Genomic DNA, 826 nt, shown 5'->3' on the forward strand with positions numbered 1-826 from the left:
AGTCATGTTGGAAAGTGGTTTTGAGCCCATTGTGCCTGTTTCTCTCGATCCTCACTTGCTGCTTAACCAAATTATCGTGGTTCTCATCATCTTATCCTTGTGCCTTGTCTACCCGATGATTCGTCTTCTTCGTTTACCTATCGCCAGTGGGCTGAAAGGGGGCGCGCATGTTGATTAAATTGGCTTGGCGTAATCTTTGGCGGAACAAACTAAGAACGTCCATCATGCTTGGCGCGATGGTGTTTGGTTTGATGGGCGTTGTCGCCATGATCGGATTTATGAATGGTTTAGTGGACAGCATGATCAAAAATGCGATTGCTTGGCAAACCAGCCATTTGCAGATTCATCAAAGTGCGTATCTCGTTAATCCTGAACTGAAAGACACCATAGCTGACTCGCAAAGCATCGTGACAACGTTAGAAAAGCATCAAAGCGTGAAAGCCGCATCGGAGCGCTTTCTCGCCGATGGCATGATAGCTTCTGCTCGCAGTTCTCGCGGTATTCGTATTAATGGTATTCATCTTGAACAAGAGCAGAAGATAACGCCGCTTTCTGAGCATATCATCGATGGTTATTGGTTGGATGAAGAGGGCCGGAATCCCATTCTTGTATCGCAAAAGACGGCGAAAAGATTGAAGCTACGGGTCGGTTCAAAAGTCATTCTGACGCTTTCCGATATCAATGGGGATGTCTCTGGCGCTGCGTTTAGAGTGAAAGGCATCTTCAAAACACCGTCCACGACCTTTGATGCCGGCAACGTGTACGTCCGTAAAGCTGACCTAGAGAAAATCGCAGGGATAGCAGGGGCGCATGAAATCGCAATGTT

General features: G+C 47.2%; 1 protein-coding gene and 1 pseudogene. Both read left to right on the plus strand.

The annotated features are described in order from the left end of the window. Positions 1-178: pseudogene (locus R7O13_RS25725) on the plus strand (ABC transporter permease); the annotation flags it as partial. Continuing rightward, positions 168-826, plus strand: a 659-nt coding sequence (locus R7O13_RS25730; protein ID WP_318305054.1) for an ABC transporter permease, incomplete at its 3' end; no start/stop codon positions are given. The pseudogene R7O13_RS25725 and the gene R7O13_RS25730, both read left to right, overlap by 11 nt.

It is taken from the genome of Vibrio sp. Y176 (assembly GCF_033438945.1).